Annotated in this window: 14 protein-coding genes; 6 read left to right on the top strand and 8 right to left on the bottom strand. The window is 64.3% G+C overall.

The window, feature by feature from the left end; translation table 11 throughout:
* Positions 1-7 precede the first annotated feature (7 nt).
* From OKW44_RS07575 to OKW44_RS07560, 4 genes are all read right to left on the bottom strand, one after another.
* The gene (locus tag OKW44_RS07575) at positions 8-1,240 is read right to left on the bottom strand and encodes a hypothetical protein (protein WP_026226624.1); all 1,233 of its coding nucleotides are present in this window, start codon (positions 1,238-1,240) and stop codon (positions 8-10) included.
* Positions 1,241-1,537: 297 nt separating this feature from the next.
* Positions 1,538-2,779 carry a phospholipase A gene (locus tag OKW44_RS07570; protein WP_018425018.1) on the bottom strand — a complete coding sequence of 414 codons (1,242 nt, stop codon included), beginning with the start codon at positions 2,777-2,779 and terminating at the stop codon, positions 1,538-1,540.
* Between the two features lie 558 nt (positions 2,780-3,337).
* On the bottom strand, positions 3,338-4,129 hold the full coding sequence (locus OKW44_RS07565) for a phytanoyl-CoA dioxygenase family protein (RefSeq protein WP_018425019.1): 792 nt from the start codon (positions 4,127-4,129) through the stop codon (positions 3,338-3,340).
* Positions 4,130-4,198: 69 nt separating this feature from the next.
* Positions 4,199-6,202: a bifunctional DedA family/phosphatase PAP2 family protein gene (locus OKW44_RS07560; protein ID WP_018425020.1), complete on the bottom strand. Its 2,004-nt coding sequence runs from the start codon at positions 6,200-6,202 to the stop codon at positions 4,199-4,201.
* Between the two features lie 150 nt (positions 6,203-6,352).
* Here OKW44_RS07560 and OKW44_RS07555 point away from each other — a divergent pair, with 150 nt between their 5' ends.
* Both OKW44_RS07555 and OKW44_RS07550 read left to right on the top strand, forming a co-directional pair.
* On the top strand, positions 6,353-6,736 hold the full coding sequence (locus OKW44_RS07555; protein WP_018425021.1) for a hypothetical protein: 384 nt from the start codon (positions 6,353-6,355) through the stop codon (positions 6,734-6,736).
* A 47-nt stretch (positions 6,737-6,783) separates the two neighbouring features.
* Complete coding sequence (locus OKW44_RS07550; protein WP_018425022.1) at positions 6,784-7,260, top strand: OsmC family protein; 477 nt, start codon at positions 6,784-6,786, stop codon at positions 7,258-7,260.
* A 70-nt stretch (positions 7,261-7,330) separates the two neighbouring features.
* On the opposite strand, the gene OKW44_RS07545 is transcribed toward OKW44_RS07550, so the two are convergent.
* Positions 7,331-7,564 (bottom strand): hypothetical protein, encoded by a 234-nt coding sequence (locus OKW44_RS07545; RefSeq protein ID WP_018425023.1) that lies wholly within the window; start codon positions 7,562-7,564, stop codon positions 7,331-7,333.
* An 87-nt stretch (positions 7,565-7,651) separates the two neighbouring features.
* Positions 7,652-8,122 (bottom strand): Lrp/AsnC family transcriptional regulator, encoded by a 471-nt coding sequence (locus OKW44_RS07540; RefSeq protein WP_018425024.1) that lies wholly within the window; start codon positions 8,120-8,122, stop codon positions 7,652-7,654.
* 156 nt (positions 8,123-8,278) lie between these two features.
* On the opposite strand from OKW44_RS07540, the gene OKW44_RS07535 reads away from it, so the two are divergent.
* Positions 8,279-8,959: a LysE family translocator gene (locus tag OKW44_RS07535; protein ID WP_018425025.1), complete on the top strand. Its 681-nt coding sequence runs from the start codon at positions 8,279-8,281 to the stop codon at positions 8,957-8,959.
* A gap of 53 nt (positions 8,960-9,012) precedes the next feature.
* On the opposite strand, the gene OKW44_RS07530 is transcribed toward OKW44_RS07535, so the two are convergent.
* Positions 9,013-9,186 carry a DUF1289 domain-containing protein gene (locus tag OKW44_RS07530; protein WP_018425026.1) on the bottom strand — a complete coding sequence of 58 codons (174 nt, stop codon included), beginning with the start codon at positions 9,184-9,186 and terminating at the stop codon, positions 9,013-9,015.
* A gap of 171 nt (positions 9,187-9,357) precedes the next feature.
* Between OKW44_RS07530 and OKW44_RS07525 the strand changes: the two genes are divergently transcribed.
* On the top strand, positions 9,358-9,684 hold the full coding sequence (locus OKW44_RS07525; RefSeq protein WP_018425027.1) for a YnfA family protein: 327 nt from the start codon (positions 9,358-9,360) through the stop codon (positions 9,682-9,684).
* Positions 9,685-9,719: 35 nt separating this feature from the next.
* Here the strand turns inward: OKW44_RS07525 and OKW44_RS07520 are convergent, their stop codons facing one another.
* Complete coding sequence (locus OKW44_RS07520) at positions 9,720-10,232, bottom strand: DUF1993 domain-containing protein (protein ID WP_018425028.1); 513 nt, start codon at positions 10,230-10,232, stop codon at positions 9,720-9,722.
* 311 nt (positions 10,233-10,543) lie between these two features.
* On the opposite strand from OKW44_RS07520, the gene OKW44_RS07515 reads away from it, so the two are divergent.
* Together OKW44_RS07515 and OKW44_RS07510 are read left to right on the top strand one after the other, a co-directional pair.
* Positions 10,544-12,103, top strand: a complete 1,560-nt coding sequence (locus OKW44_RS07515; RefSeq protein WP_018425029.1) for a S53 family peptidase — start codon at positions 10,544-10,546, stop codon at positions 12,101-12,103.
* Positions 12,104-12,183: 80 nt separating this feature from the next.
* On the top strand, positions 12,184-13,848 hold the full coding sequence (locus OKW44_RS07510) for a S10 family peptidase (RefSeq protein ID WP_018425030.1): 1,665 nt from the start codon (positions 12,184-12,186) through the stop codon (positions 13,846-13,848).
* Positions 13,849-13,856 lie beyond the last annotated feature (8 nt).

The following is a 13,856-nucleotide window of genomic DNA, read 5'->3' as shown; positions in this document are numbered from 1 at the left end:
GAGTTCATTAGGAACCCATCATTTCATGCGTATTGAATTGCTGTGATTCGACGACTTCGGCGAGCGAATCGCCGTTCTTGCCGTGAAACGGTCCGACCGAAAAGCCATACTTCTTCAGGAGACCATGAGTATAAGAGACCGACCACACGGGCGGGCTGCCAATGATGAAATCGGAGGCGATACCCTCCTGCCATGCCGAATAGCCTTCGGCGAAGCAGGTATAGCAGTCGCGGGTGGATGGCAGCCTGAACGGGAACGCGGTGTCGAGTCCGGCGGGCCCGCGCGCGAAGCATTCAATATAGAGCGTATGACCGCGAGAAGCGAGTTCGGCTTCGACGCTTGCCGCGCGCGGATGCGAGTCGTCGATCCAGAATTGCGCGCGTTTCAGATCGGCGGCGCTCAGGTAAGGCACGCTCGTGCTGCTCGCGAGAATCGCGCCGTCGAAGTCCGGCAGCGGCGTGTCCGGGCTGAACGTATGCACCGAAACTTTCGATTTGCCGAGCAGGTCCGACGCAAGCAGCTCGTTCGCCTGATCGATCAGCAGGTTGATCTTGTCGGGCAGATCGATCAGCACCAGCTCCTTCGGCGCATCCTTGTAGAGCAGATACTTCGCGACCGTCGTGCCGAGCCGGCCGGCCGCGCCGAACAGCGCGAGCTTCGTGTTGCCGAGCTCGAGGTCGAGCTGCTCGCAGCAATGGATCGCCCAGTCCTTCAGCATCGCCGCGGTCGCCGCGTGACCCGTCGTGATGTGAGGCGGCTTGACCGGTCGGGGCAGCGCGCCGTAGTTGCACGCGTAGGGCGTCGACGCGCCCATCGCGACCATGTTCAAGCCCGCCTTTCGGGCGAGCTCGAGCGCCGGAAAGAATTGCGTCTCGCGAAAGCGCTTGATGCCGCGCGGGCTGCCGAGCCACATTTCGAGCGGCACCGGGCAGGCGATATTCGCGCCAATCACCTGCGCGCCCGAATAGATCGGCGATGCGATGAAAGGCCTGGTTTTCCACAACTCCTCTTCGAACGATTCGCTTCGTTCGCGAACGTTGTGAAAAGAAAATGAAAGGGTTTCCCAATCGGTCGCGTGGAACAGAAAGCCGACTCCCCCTTGACGGGCCGGCAGGCTATCCCGGATCTGTTCCGGGTGAATTTCGTGCTTGAGCGCAAGCGGTGCACTATTCCGATGCAAAAGAAGTCCGGTTGACTCGTTTGAAACAGGCGACACGTCTTTAAGGAGAGCAGTTTTCATTGGTTTTTCCGTGGTTTTGATTAGACGCTGGAAAATTCAGCGCGCGGCGTGGCCAGCCGGTTGGACCGGCGACCTTACAACTCTAGAGAAATCCACACCGATATGCCCGTCTGTTCGTGCACACAGCATTCACGAGCGGTCCATGACGGGTTGCCCGCCGGGTGGGGGTCGGCTTTGGGCAAACTTCTGAAAGGATTACGGCAGGACTTTCGATGTATTACGGCGCGTCGTGGGCCGTCAACGAATGGAAAAGGGCCGCTCGGCGGCCCTTTGCTTGCATGCCAGGTGAATTCCGGATTAGCGTGTGATGCTATAGCCGATTCGCGCGATCCAGCGATGCTGGTTGTAGTCGAGAATGTCCTCGCCATAACCGCTGAAGAAGCCGAGCCACAGATAACCGCCCCAGCGGCTATTGATCAGCTTCGCCAATGGATAGGTGAACTGCGTATCGACGCTGCCTTTGCCGCCTTGCGTTCCTTTGCGCAGCGTCGTGTCCAATTGCGCGCCGTCGGGGCTGCCGTAGATGAACCGCAGATCCACATAGCCGCGGTAGTCGGCGATGTCGTGGTTCTCGCCGGCGATGTGCGTATAGTAATAAATCTTCGGCTCGATGGTCAGATGGTAGCCGTTGATGTCGCCGAAATCCCAGATCGGCTTGAGGAACACATAGTCGACGCCGCGCGATTCCGGACCGTCGCGTCCATTCGATTCGTGTTCGTAGCCGGCCATCACGCCCATTCTGCTCCACCACGTGCTCTTCCAGCCGGTGTCTTCGAGGTAATAAAAGAGTGCCGGCATATAGCTGGTGTCGCGGAACGGCGCCGAGTACTTCTTGATATCCCACAGCGAGGTTTGCGTATAGGCGAAGTACAGGTTGTCCGCGAAACCACGCGAGCGCGGGTCGTCCGGAACGACGAGGCGGAACTTGAAGCTGAGCTGGAATTTCGCGAGGGACTCGCTACCGCCGCCATCGGCGAAATACGTCGGTTCGAAGGCGGAGAAGCGGCTCAGGAAAGTGTTGATTTGCGGCACCGGCGCATCCGGTCGCAATGGCGCGGGCGACGACGCGATCAGGCTCGTCGACGACGGTGCGCCGCTCGCGGTGCCCGCCGCCGTTGCTCCATTGGCGCTCCCGGCCGACGCGAGCGCCGCGTCCTTGCCGGAGCGCGGCGGACGCGTCAGCAGCACGTACGATGGCGACACGTCGAGATCCGGCACGTCGATCTGCATCGCGCCGCGCGCCCATTCGGGCCACGTGCCGATATAGCGCACTGTCTTCAGTTCGCCGGCGGCGAGCTTCAGATGCTCGGGTGCGCCGCTTTCGCGCATGAGCGCGAGCCGATGCGGTACCACGTCGGTATTGCTGATCGCGATGTTCAATTGAGCCGGCACGTCGACTTCGGTGCCATCGGGTTGATCGCCGGCATAGACGATCGTCACTTCGAGTGGACTGCTCGATAGCGCTTCGCGCGGCGGACGCAATACGGAAACGCCGGCGACGCCATACGCGGAGTAGCTGCCGAGCACCAGCGCAGTCATGCAAAGCGATAACCGGGGGAGAAGCCTGGAAAGCGAGCTGGAAAGCGAGCCGGAAAGCGGACTTGAAGATAATCGGGAAACACGCGAGCGGAGGCTGCGAACGGCGGACTGGCGGTCTTTCTTCACGCGAGACATCGATCGATTCCGCACACGAAGCTCCTGGTGGACTACGAGTTCAGCTCGCAAAGAGACGATAGCGTTAATGCGTGCAATTGGGCAGAAAATCGCGGCCGCCGTGTTTCATTGCGGAAATGGCGACGCATGCCGGTTCCCGCTATCTGGCGTTCTGCTCATTCTGCCAGTGCGATTACGGATTGCGTGAGTGGAAAAATGAATCAGGCGCGCTATCGGTGCAAATAGCGGGGAGGAAGTGGGGATAATGCCGGTGTGTCGTTGCATTTGCGCAACGAAGACTTAAATGTCAAATCGATTGTCGTTCGTGACACCGTGTATCCCCGCTTCGCCTCAGTCATTTCCGTTATGGCAATTGCGCGTCAATTGGCGATTCGCTTTCGTGACAATTCGTTGCGCGGCCAATGCGGCGACTGAATGCTTTCTTCAATAGGCGAATTTCCGGTATTGCTCCGGCGCGCTTGCATTGTCGAGTTCGCTCACGCGCGGCATATGGCGCAGCAGGCGTTTCGCCCGTGGCGCCAATTGCTGATAGACGGCGCCGGGTACGTCGATGTGGACTTCTGGTCTGAAGTACCAGCTGCGGCTATAGCCGATCACGACCATCGGACGCGGCAGCGCCGTCCGGTTCGGCGTGCCGCGATGGAGCGAGCGCACATCGCGAATCATCACGTCACCGAGTTCCATCGTGATCGCATGCAACGGCAGGCGGCCGTCGCGCCATGCGTTCAGCGCGTCTTCGGCGCGCATCCGATGCGTGCCGAGCGTCGTTTCGAATGGGCCGTTCTCGAGCGTGACGTCGCATAACGGGAAGTTGACCGCGAGCTGGAACGACGGGGTTTCCGCTTCGCCGTCGAACAGCGCGGGCGTGTCGCGATGAACCTCCTGATACGTCGAGCCGTTCAGTGGCGTGTCGGTGCCCAGTTGGCACATCACGGGGTCGTCGCCGGCCACGCGCTCGACGATGCCGAGGACGTCCGGATCACAGAAGATCGACTGATCGGCGAATACGCCCGTGAACGGCAGCGTGATGTAGTGCCGGTTTTCGCCGCGCACGGCGGTCGCCTGCGCGGCGATCTGTTGCTGCAACAATGGCGCGAACGCGTCGCGCCATGCGAGCAGCGTCGTCTTCGGGAAATGCTGACGCAGAACGACCATGCCGTCGCGTTCGAATGTCACTGCGTAGTTATCGAGTTGTTCGGTCGAAAAGCGGCCCACGGTTGTCTCCTTTATCGAATCGTTGACTTGGGGATGCCTGAGATGCCTGACGGTGTCTGGATGTACAGCTCATTGCCTCGGCGAGACCAGCAGCGACACCGGCACGCCGTGACAATCGACCTCCGCAAGAACCGTCGCGCCGAGCTCGGCGCCCGACCTGGTGGGCGCGTCGAGCGGGCTCGCGTCGTGATCGATGTGCAGAATGTTCAGCGGCCAGGACGGCCGCGTCAGCCGCTCGTGCGCGAACGCGCCGACCCACAGCGGCGCCGCGGAGGTGCCATTGTCTACCATGTAGCCGCTCGGCCAGAAGCGAAGCACGTAGCGTTCCTCGCGCGAATTGCCCGGTCGCATGACGACCAGCGACGACGGCACGCCATTGTTCAGCTTCGGCAGCACCGGCAGCGACACCGCCGCGACGTCGGGCGAAGCGAGCGACAGCAGGCTGTGCGCGGACACGTCGGTGCCCTCGACCCAGCCCTGCGCGCGCAACCGCTCGCGTATCGAAGCGAGCTCGGAGACCCATTGCAGCGTCAGCGGCTCCTTGCGATCGCCGCCCATGTCGGAGCGAAAGCACGGCAGCCGCTTCCACCCGGAGAGCTTCCACTGCGTCTGCGTGAACTGCACGGGGGGTGGTTGCGGCGCGCTGTCCGGCGGCGTCGGCATTGCGACGCCGAGCTGCAGGCCGACACTGAGCACTACGACCGCGAGCACCACGAGCGGCATGAAACGGCGCGGCGGCGGCGGCCGCGGATGCCGCCAGATCGCCGTCAGCGCAATCAGCGCGACCCACACATACGCGAGCGCCGCGCCGCCGATCGCGTCGGATACCCAGTAGCGGCCGAAATAGACGCCCGCGAGCGCGACCACGATCACGACGATGATGCTGGCGGCGGCAACCAGCACGCCTCCGAGCTTGCCGATCCGGCGCGCGAGCAGAAACGCGAGAAAGCCATAGATGATCACCGTCGCGGCGACGTGATTGCTCGGAAACACGAAGTGGCCACTCATGAGTTCGTTGGGCGGGGCGCGGCGCATCGCGAGTTGCAGGCCGAGAATCAGCAGCTGCGAAAACACGACCGCCGCGAGCCAGTAGACGATCGTGCGCCAGCGCCGCTCCCACACCATCCACAGGGCAACCGTGACGATCAGCGCGAACAGTGTGATGCCGCTGCCGAGCGTCGCGAGCGCCGCGAGCACCGTGTCGCCCCACGGCGTGCGTATCGATTGCAGAAAGTGATAAACGGACAGGTCGACGGTCGTCAGCGGATCGCCGCTGACGACGTCGTCAAGGACCCCGAAGAAAAGCGCGCCCGCCACCAGCACGACCAGCGACGTCGCGAGCAGGTGGGTGGCATCGGGCGTGTCGGGGTCGAGCATGCGGCGCGCGATGCGGCCGAGCGGACCCGGATGGCGGCATGCCCAGCTGCCGAGATGACGGCCTGCCGCGCTCGACCACGCATTCGCGTGCGACACCAGAAACCCAGCGCCGCGAAAGCTGAGCCACACGATGCACGCCAGCATCGCGATGATCACGACGAGCCGGAACGACACCGCCCCCGCGAGCAGCACCGAGGCGCCGAACACGACGCCGGGCAGGATGTGCGCGGGCGCCCACAGCAGCGCGGAGAGCACGTTGATCGAGAGGAAGCGCAGCGGCCGCATCCCCATCATGCCCGCGACGACCGGCACGATCGCCCGCAGCGGGCCGATGAAGCGGGCGAGCACGACGCTTTTCGCGCCATGCTTCAGAAAGAAGCGCTGGCCCGCGTCGAGTACGCCGGGGTGTGCGCGGAACGGCCACAGAGTGACGATGCGCTCCCTGTAGCGATCGCCGAGCCAGAAGCTGGCGCCGTCGCCGGCGACCGCGCCGACGATCGCCCACACGAAGACCCAGGCAAGGCTCAGCGAGCCGGTGCCCGTCAGCGCGCCGGCGAGGAACATCGCGGTGCTGCCGGGGACGAAGGTGCCGATGACCGCGATCGCTTCGAAAAAAGCGGCGAGGAAAACGACCGCGAGCATCCACGTCGCGTGGCCGGCGAGCAGATGCAAAAGGTGGATGTAGGCGTGCTCCATCGTGCGCGATCGGCCGTTCGGGCGTAACGATCGATCATAACGCGCACGGACACGTCGCGGGCGCGGGAGAGAGCGGCGCCGCTGCATCGGTCGCGCGATCGGCTCAGAATAGATATCGTGTTCGGCGGATCGATGCGATTGGGAGTAGCTATGAAGACAGCAACAGGTGGGATCGTGTGGGCGGCGTTGCTTGCGGCGCTGTTGACGGTGGGGGCCGCTGCAACGGTAGAGGCCCAGCAACCGGGCAATCCTGGCGGCAGCCAAAACGGCACTCATGCGGGCACGAACGCGGGCACCAGCGGGGGCAGCGGAAATGCGGCTGTCGGCGGCGCGATGGGCATCGGTACCGGCGTCAGTCCGAGTGCCATGCCGGGGCCCGGCATTTCGGCGGGCGGTTCGTATGGGCTCGGCTCGGGTGGCGCGACCGGCTCGGGCGCCGCGCTCAACAACATGCGCGCGAACGGCACGGCGCTCTATATGAATCCCGACCCACGCGCGCCGAACGTGACCGGCCGCGCGGCGCCGCCGCGCTAGTGTGGCGCGGATGGAATGCAGGTCCGATTCGACCAAAGGGGAAGCGAATGGCGCACGGCGAGCACAAGTACCACGTATCGGTGAAATGGACCGGCAACCGCGGCAGCGGCACCTCCGGCTACCGCGACTACGACCGCGATCACGTGATTTCTTCCGGCGGCAAGCCCGACATTCCGGGCTCGTCGGATCCGGCGTTTCTCGGCGACGCGACGCGCTGGAATCCCGAGGACCTGCTGGTCGCGTCGGCGAGCGCGTGTCACAAGCTGTGGTATCTGCACCTGTGCTCGGAGGCGGGCATCGTCGTGCTCGACTATCGCGACGACGCCGAAGGCACGATGCTCGATACCGCGCAGGACGGCCGCTTTTCGCAGATCGTGCTGCGCCCGCGCGTGACGATCCGCGCGAGCGGCGATGTCGAACTGGCCACGCGTCTGCATCACGTCGCGCATCAGAAGTGCTACGTCGCGAACTCCGTCAATTTTCCGATTCTCTGCGAGCCGGTGGTGGAGACGGACGCGCGTTAAGGCCCATGCGGCGGCGCGAAGCGTGCGAGCCGGCTGGCGAGCGTGGCGCCGGCCAGCCGCTCGCTAGCGCTCAACGATTGCCGTCGAGCAGATCGCCGAGCAGTTCGTCGAACGCGGCTTGCGCGTCTTCGAGTTCTTGCAGCGCGGCGTCGAAAGTCTGCAACGCAAATTGCGAGGGTTTGCCGCTGCCTGCCGGCGGGAATTGCGATTGCAGCGACGCGAACGCGGTCTGCACACGCTGGGTGGCGATCAACACGCGTTCCATTGCGGCGGTTTCTTCGGCTCGCGCCTTGTCGTGATCCATGAGAACTCCGGGGTCGTCGGGGCGCGTCGGTACGGCTCGCGCCGCTTCAAAAGGGGACTAAAAGGGGTGACTATGCCACGTTCGCGCTCAGGACAGCGGCAGACCGCCAAACGCTTTCACTTCGCGCAACGATAAGGCCGATTCCACTGACGTCACGCCCGGCAGGCCGCGCAGTTCGTCGCGCATGAACGTGCCGTAGTCGTCGAGGTCGCGCGCGACGATCTGCAGGATGTAGTCGGCACTGCCCGACACGTTGTGGCACGACAGGATACGCGGGATCGCCTGCACCTCGCGCTCGAAGCGCGTTGCCACCACGCGGTCGTGCACCGCGAAGCGCACGAGCACGAACGCGATCACGCCCAGACCGAGCCCGGCGCGCGACAGCACTGCGCGGTAGCGGTCGATGTAACCATCGTTCTCCAGACGTTTCAGACGCCGCGCGCAAGGCGTCTCGCTAAGGCCGACCATCTCGGCGAGACGCGCATTCGACATGCGGCCGTCGTTTTGCAGCGCGGCGAGAATCGCGCGATCGGTTTTGTCGAGATCGTCAGTGGACATGGTTGGGAGAGGGTTTCTGCGGGTTGGTGGAAGGCGTCGCCAGTTGTCGAAATATTAGCGCATTCCGCTATTTGTTGAGTGCGGATGAATGAAAATCGCCAGCAAACCCTCCACATCCGATATCAACATGGAACCTCGAACAACAAGGAGGCTCCGATGATTTCCGCTCACCTGCTGACCGTCTACGTGGCGGCATTGATCGTCGTTTATGCGGTGCCTGGGCCGGACATGGCGCTGATCCTGCAAACCAGCATCGCGCGCGGCGTGCGCAGCGGCTTCGCGGCCGCGGCGGGGCTCGGCGTATCGCGCGCGACGCACGTGACGCTGTCGGCGTGCGGCATGGCGGCGCTGCTGCGCAACGCGCCGTGGCTGTACGACGCAGTGCGCTATGCCGGCGCGATCTACCTCGCGTGGGTGGGGATTCAAATCTTCCGCTCGCCCGGGTTCGCCTTGCCGGCCGGGTCGCGCGACAGGCAAGCGGCCGGCGCGCCGCGAGTGGAATCCACTGCTTCGAGCGATGCGGGCAATGCGGTGCGGCCGTTGCGGACCGCGTTCGTCAAAGGTCTGCTGACGAACCTGCTCAACCCGAAGGCCCTACTGTTCTGCTCGGTGCTGTTGCCGCAATTCGTGCGGCCGGAAGCGGGGCCGGTAGCGTGGCAGATGATCGAGCTTGGTGTCGTGCTGCTCGTGATCGGCGCATGCTTCGACGCGTTGTATGCGATCGGCGCGGCGCGCATCGCCAACTGGATGCGCGTCCATCCTTTGGCGCAGACCGTACAACGGTGGACCTTCTCGGCTGCGTTGATCGGCTTCGCGCTGCGGCTTTCGCTGGACTGAAACCCGGAGCTGGCGTGAGTTTGCGTGAGCGACCGACCGGCGACGCCGGCCGCTCACTTCTTCAGCTTGCGCTCGCGCCGCGGCCGGTCCTCGATAATTTTCTTGCGTTGCTTGTCCTTCATTTTTTTCCAGCTTTTGCATTCGTCGCGCGTGCGCATACAGCCGATGCAAAGGCCGGTTTTGTCGTCGAACTTGCAGATGTCGACGCAGGGTGACTCGATGCTCATGACCGGTGGCCGTCGGAGTTGAAGTAGCGCGACTGTCGCACGCGCAGCACGCGCGGTGCCAAGTGATTGTGTTAATAAAACCAACAGCGCAGCCGGCAGCGACGCCGCTGCGCGCCAGAACAGGCGGCCGCGCGCACGCGCGGCGACACAACCACCTTCTCACGCTCATCGATGAAAACCTTCCTGCTGTATGTCGTGACCGCTGTCGCCGAGATTCTCGGCTGTTACCTGCCGTGGCGCTGGCTAAAGGAGGGCGGCTCCGCGTGGCTGTTGCTGCCAGGCGCGGCAAGCCTCGCGCTGTTCGCGTGGCTGCTGACGCTGCATGGCACCGCCGCGGGCCGCGTGTATGCAGCCTACGGCGGCGTGTACGTGGCGGTCGCGATTGCGTGGCTGTGGGTCGTGGACGAGGTGCGGCCCACGCTGTGGGACGCGGCAGGCGTCGCGCTGACGCTGGCCGGCATGGCGGTAATCGCATTCCAGCCGCGCCTGCACGCGTGAGGGCGGCCGCGCGATCGACGACCCGGCCGCTCCGTTTACTGTTGCATCCCGCCCAGATAGTCGAGCTTACCGAGCTCGACACCGTTGTGACGCAGGATGTCATACGCGGTCGTCACGTGGAAATAGAAGTTCGGCAGCACGAAACCGAACAGATATGACGCTCCGGTGAACTCGATCGGACCCAGCCGCAGTTTCAGCGTGATGGTGCGGCTGTCCGAACCGTCGATCTGCGCCGCGTTGAATTCCTTCAGGTAATCGATCGTTTTCTGGATACGGGCCTGCAGTTCATCGAAAGTCTGCTCGACGTCGTCGAACTTCGGCGGCTCGACGCCGGCGAGGCGCGCCGCGCAACCCTTGGCGGTATCGCTCGCGATATACACCTGGCGCACGAACGGCAGCATGTCCGGCGCGAGCCGGGCATTCGTGAACACCGACGGTTCGATCTGCTTTGCGGCCGCGTGCGCTTCGGCCTTGCCCAGGATGGCCTGCAGGTTCGTGAGGCCGCGAATCAGCACAGGCACTGATGCTTGATACATCGAAATTGACATGGGTTCCTCTGATTTCTCGATCGTGCGCGCAGGCGGCGCGCGCGCCAATGAAACGGCGGGAATGCCGCTGCAGCATCATAGCTTGTCGCATCCACGCCGCGCATTAGACCCTAGCCATGCGGACGACTGTCGCGCTGGCCGGAACTGTGTTCGAATGCTTTGGTCGGACGCTGGGACGAAGTTCTTGAACAATCCCTGCCGCGTATCGCCAAGATGCGCTTCATGCAGGCGCGTGGCGTGCTTGCGCGCCGCCGGGCCGCGCGGTCGTGCATGACCGCGTGCGAAGCCACGCTAACAGGAGAGTCGATACCATGGTCATCAAACATCCATTGCCGGGCAGCGAGCGAAAGGTCGCGCAGGGCACGACGGTCATCGGGCAATGCGACCCCGCCGAGCGGATCGAGGTCTTCGTGATGCTGCGCCGCCAGCAGCAGGCGCAGTTCGACGCCTTGATAAAGCGCATCGAAGCCGGCGACGCGAGCGTGAAGCCGCTGTCGCGCGAGGCGCTCGCCCAAGACTACGGCGCCGCGCCCGATGACATCGCGAAGGTCCGCGCGTTCGCGGCTGCGCATGGGCTCACCGTCGCGCGCGAGGATCCGGCGGCGCGCTCGGTGCTGCTGAGCGGCACGATCGCGCAATTCCAGAGCGCGTTCGAGGTCAAGCTCGAGCTCTACCAGCATCACGCGGCCGGGCAGTTCCGTGGCCGCACCGGCTCGATCAGCGTGCCGGACGATCTGCATGGCGTCGTGGAGGCGGTGCTCGGACTCGACAACCGGCCGCAGGCGCGTCCGCACTTTCGCATCCGGCCGCCGTTCGTGCCGGCGCGCGCCGGGCAGACGTCGTACTCGCCGCCGCAGCTCGCCTCGCTCTACCAGTTTCCGCAAGGCGACGGCGGCGGTCAGTGCGTCGGCATCATCGAGCTCGGCGGCGGCTACAACGCGTCGGACCTCAAGACCTATTTCTCTAGCCTCGGTGTAAGCGAGCCGACCGTGACCCCGGTCGGCGTCGATCAGGCTGGCAACGAGCCGAGCGGCGATCCGAACGGCCCGGACGGCGAGGTCACGCTCGACATCGAGATCGTCGGCGCAATCGTGCCGGCCGCGGCCATCGCCGTGTACTTTACGCAGAACAGCGACGCCGGCTTCATCGACGCGGTGAGCCGCGCGGTGCACGACACAACCAACAAGCCGTCGGTGATCTCGATCAGTTGGGGGGCGCCGGAATCAGTGTGGACCAGCCAGTCGATGCAGGCGCTCAACAGCGTACTGCAATCGGCGGCGGCGCTCGGCGTGACCATCTGCGCAGCCTCGGGCGACAGCGGGTCGAGCGACGGCTCGGCCGGCGGCGACGCGGTCGACTTCCCGGCGTCGAGCCCGTACGTGCTCGCCTGCGGCGGCACGCACCTGAGCGCGTCCGGTTCGGCGATCACGCGCGAGGTCGTTTGGAACGACGGCGAGCAGGGCGGGGCCACCGGCGGCGGCGTGAGCAGTGCGTTTCCGGTGCCGGCGTGGCAGCAGGGTTTGTCGGCCACGGCGACGGGCGGCGGCAGCCGGCCGCTCGGCGGGCGCGGCGTGCCGGATGTCGCGGGCGATGCGTCGCCGTTGACCGGCTACGACGTGCTGGTCGACGGAATGCAAACGGTGGTGGGGGGCACCAGCGCGGTCGCGCCGCTGTGGGCGGCGCTGATCGCGCGCATCAACGCGGCGAAGGGGCAGCCGGCCGGCTTCGTCAACGCCAAGCTGTACAAGGCGCCGGGCGTCTGCAACGACATCACGCAAGGCAACAACGGCAGCTTCGCGGCGTCGAAGGGGTGGGACGCCTGCACGGGACTAGGCAGCCCCAATGGCGGGAAGGTGGCGGGCGCACTATAGTCTGCAACACAGCGCATAACACAACAACGAGACGTAAGAACGAGGACGCACGGCAAGTAAAACGAACCCTTGGAGCGATCATGACGAATACAGAATCAGCTTCCGGTAGCCAGCATTCGCCGCACAACACGCATGCCACGGCCCCGGCAGGCGCGTCCACCGCCACGAGCGCGCCGCACAAGGCCGGCGACCAGCCGCTCTTCGACCCGGTCGCCTATGGCAACGGCCCGGACGATTCGGTTACCGATACAGTCGAGACAGCCGCGATCACGCATCATTCGGTGACGATCGGAGGTCACAAGATCGACTACACGGCGACCGCGGGCCATCTGGTGATCGTCGATCCGAGCAGTTCGCAACCGTCGGCGAGGATGTTCTACGTCGCGTTCACGCAGGACAATCAGAAGGAAGAAACGCGGCCGGTCACGTTTTTCTATAACGGCGGGCCGGGGTCGTCGTCGGTATTCGTGCTGCTCGGCTCGTTCGCGCCGCGCCGCATCAAGACGTCGATGCCGGGGTTCACGCCGCCCGCGCCTTATTCACTCGAAGACAATCCGGACAGTCTGCTCGACAAGAGCGACCTGGTGTTCATCAATCCGGTCGGCACCGGCTATTCGGCGGCGATCGCGCCGAAGAAGAATCGCGACTTCTGGGGCGTCGATCAGGACGCGGATTCGATCAAGCAGTTCATCAAGCGTTTCCTGACGAAGAACAACCGCTGGAATTCGCCGAAGTATCTATTCGGCGAATCCTACGGCACGGCGCGTAGCTGCGTGCTCGCGTACCGGCTGCACGAGGATGGGGTCGATCTGAACGGCATTACGCTGCAATCGTCGATTCTCGATTACACGCAATCGGGCAATCCGGTCGGCGCGCTGCCCACGGCGGCCGCTGACGCGTGGTATCACAAGAAGCTCGGCGTCGCGCCGCGGCCGACCGATCTCGGCGCGTTCGCCGAGGAGGTCGCGCAGTTCGCGCGCACCGACTACCTGGCCGCGCTGCGCAAGTTTCCGACCACAGATTCCGCGACCACCGAAAAGCTCAGCGAATACACCGGCATCGACAAAACGACGCTGCTCGCGTGGAGCCTCGACATCGCGGGCTACGACAGCCGCGGCAATTCGCTGTTCCTGACCACGTTGCTGAAGTCGCAAGGCCTCGCGCTCGGCGCCTACGACGGCCGCGTAACGGCGATCGACACCGGCATCGCCGGCAAGATCGACCCGAACTCCGGCGGCAACGATCCGACGATGACCGCGGTCACCGGCGTCTACACAACGATGTGGAACGTCTATCTGAACGAGCAGTTGAAGTACACGTCGAACTCGTCGTTCACCGACCTCAACGATCAGGCGTTCAAGTACTGGGATTTCGGCCATATCGATCCAACCGGCGCGCAGAAGGGTCTCGACTCGACAGGCAACATCATTCTGTACACGGCCGGCGACCTTGCCGCTGTGATGGCGCTCAATCCCGACCTCAAGGTGCTGTCGGCGAACGGCTTTTTCGATTTCGTCACGCCGTTCTATCAGACCGTGCTCGATCTGCAGCAGATGCCGCTGGTCAGTCACCAGGTGCGGCAGAACCTGTCGGCACGGTTCTATCCATCGGGGCATATGGTGTATCTCGATGGCGGTTCGCGCACCGCGCTGAAAGCCGACCTCGCAAAGATGTACGAAGAGACGGTGTCGAACGCGCAGGCGCTTGGGCGGATCCGCGCGTTGCAGGCGCGGGTGGCGAAGTAGCGGCGGCG

The organism is Paraburkholderia lebeckiae (assembly GCF_050436325.1).
Classification (GTDB): Bacteria; Pseudomonadota; Gammaproteobacteria; order Burkholderiales; family Burkholderiaceae; genus Paraburkholderia; species Paraburkholderia tuberum.
This window is presented reverse-complemented; position numbering and strand designations above follow the sequence as displayed.